This window comes from Oceanobacillus sp. GQ8 (genome assembly GCF_059758495.1).
Genome location: NZ_JCAXEV010000010.1, coordinates 1 through 2,540 on the forward strand (window position 1 = coordinate 1; position 2,540 = coordinate 2,540).

Here is a 2,540-nt window from a genome sequence, read left to right on the forward strand (position 1 = left end):
TGTCACCACGCTTCCACCTCGGACCTATCAACCTCATCGTCTCTGAGGGATCTTACTCACTCGAAGTGATGGGAAGTCTCATCTTGAGGGGGGCTTCATGCTTAGATGCTTTCAGCACTTATCCCTGCCACACGTAGCTACCCAGCTATGCTCCTGGCGGAACAACTGGTACACCAGCGGTGTGTCCATCCCGGTCCTCTCGTACTAAGGACAGCTCCTCTCAAACTTCCAACGCCCACGACGGATAGGGACCGAACTGTCTCACGACGTTCTGAACCCAGCTCGCGTACCGCTTTAATGGGCGAACAGCCCAACCCTTGGGACCGACTACAGCCCCAGGATGCGATGAGCCGACATCGAGGTGCCAAACCTCCCCGTCGATGTGAACTCTTGGGGGAGATAAGCCTGTTATCCCCGGGGTAGCTTTTATCCGTTGAGCGATGGCCCTTCCATGCGGAACCACCGGATCACTAAGCCCGACTTTCGTCCCTGCTCGACTTGTAGGTCTCGCAGTCAAGCTCCCTTGTGCCTTTACACTCTACGAATGATTTCCAACCATTCTGAGGGAACCTTTGGGCGCCTCCGTTACCTTTTGGGAGGCGACCGCCCCAGTCAAACTGCCCGCCTGACACTGTCTCCGAACCGGATTACGGTCCTGGGTTAGAAGGTTCGTACAGCCAGGGTGGTATCCCACGGATGCCTCCACGTAAGCTAGCGCTCACGCTTCGAAGGCTCCCACCTATCCTGTACAAGCTGTACCAACATTCAATATCAGGCTACAGTAAAGCTCCACGGGGTCTTTCCGTCCTGTCGCGGGTAATGCGCATCTTCACGCATAGTATAATTTCACCGGGTCTCTCGTTGAGACAGTGCCCAAGTCGTTGCACCTTTCGTGCGGGTCGGAACTTACCCGACAAGGAATTTCGCTACCTTAGGACCGTTATAGTTACGGCCGCCGTTTACTGGGGCTTCGGTTCTACGCTTCGGCTTGCGCCTAACGCTTCCCCTTAACCTTCCAGCACCGGGCAGGTGTCAGCCCCTATACTTCGCCTTTCGGCTTCGCAGAGACCTGTGTTTTTGCTAAACAGTCGCTTGGGCCTATTCACTGCGGCTCCTCCTAAAAAGGAGCACCCCTTCTCCCGAAGTTACGGGGTCATTTTGCCGAGTTCCTTAACGAGAGTTCTCCCGCTCACCTTAGGATTCTCTCCTCGCCTACCTGTGTCGGTTTGCGGTACGGGCACCTTTGAACTCACTAGAGGCTTTTCTTGGCAGTGTGAAATCTGGAACTTCGGTACTTAATTTCCCTCCCCATCACAGCTTGAACTCAGTTGGACGGATTTGCCTATCCAACATTCTCACTGCTTGGGCGCACACATCCATCGGTGCGCATTCCATATCCTACTGCGTCCCCCCATTGCTCAAACATTCAAGAGGTGGTACAGGAATATCTACCTGTTGTCCATCGCCTACGCCTTTCGGCCTCGGCTTAGGTCCCGACTAACCCTGAGAGGACGAGCCTTCCTCAGGAAACCTTAGGCATTCGGTGAAAGAGATTCTCACTCTTTTTTCGCTACTCATACCGGCATTCTCACTTCTACGCGCTCCACCAGTCCTCACGGTCTGACTTCACTGCCCGTAGAACGCTCTCCTACCATTGTTCGAAGAACAATCCGCAGCTTCGGTGATACGTTTAGCCCCGGTACATTTTCGGCGCAGAGTCACTCGACCAGTGAGCTATTACGCACTCTTTAAATGGTGGCTGCTTCTAAGCCAACATCCTGGTTGTCTGGGCAACTCCACATCCTTTTCCACTTAACGTATACTTTGGGACCTTAGCTGGCGGTCTGGGCTGTTTCCCTTTCGACTATGAACCTTATCACCCATAGTCTGACTCCCAAGTCTAAGTATCTGGCATTCGGAGTTTGACTGAATTCGGTAACCCGGTGAGGGCCCCTAGTCCAATCAGTGCTCTACCTCCAGTACTCGTTCCTTGAGGCTAGCCCTAAAGCTATTTCGGAGAGAACCAGCTATCTCCGTGTTCGATTGGCATTTCACCCCTACCCACACCTCATCCCCGCATTTTTCAACATACGTGGGTTCGGGCCTCCAGTCAGTGTTACCTGACCTTCACCCTGGACATGGGTAGATCACACGGTTTCGGGTCTACGACCGCATACTAAAATCGCCCTATTCAGACTCGCTTTCGCTGCGGCTCCGTGTCTTCCACTTAACCTTGCATACGATCGTAACTCGCCGGTCCATTCTACAAAAGGTACGCCGTCACCCATTAACGGGCTTCGACTACTTGTAGGCACACGGTTTCAGGTTCTCTTTCACTCCCCTTCCGGGGTGCTTTTCACCTTTCCCTCACGGTACTGGTTCACTATCGGTCACTAGGGAGTATTTAGCCTTGGGAGATGGTCCTCCCGGATTCCGACGGAATTTCTCGTGTTCCGCCGTACTCAGGATACACTCCGGAGGAAATTCCTTTTCGATTACAGGGCTCTTACCTGCTATGGCTGATCGTTCCAGATCGATTC

General features: G+C 53.3%; 1 rRNA gene. It reads right to left on the reverse strand.

Annotated elements, in window-relative coordinates:
* Positions 1 to 2,540 (reverse strand): 23S ribosomal RNA (locus AC6CHS_RS19365); the annotation flags it as partial.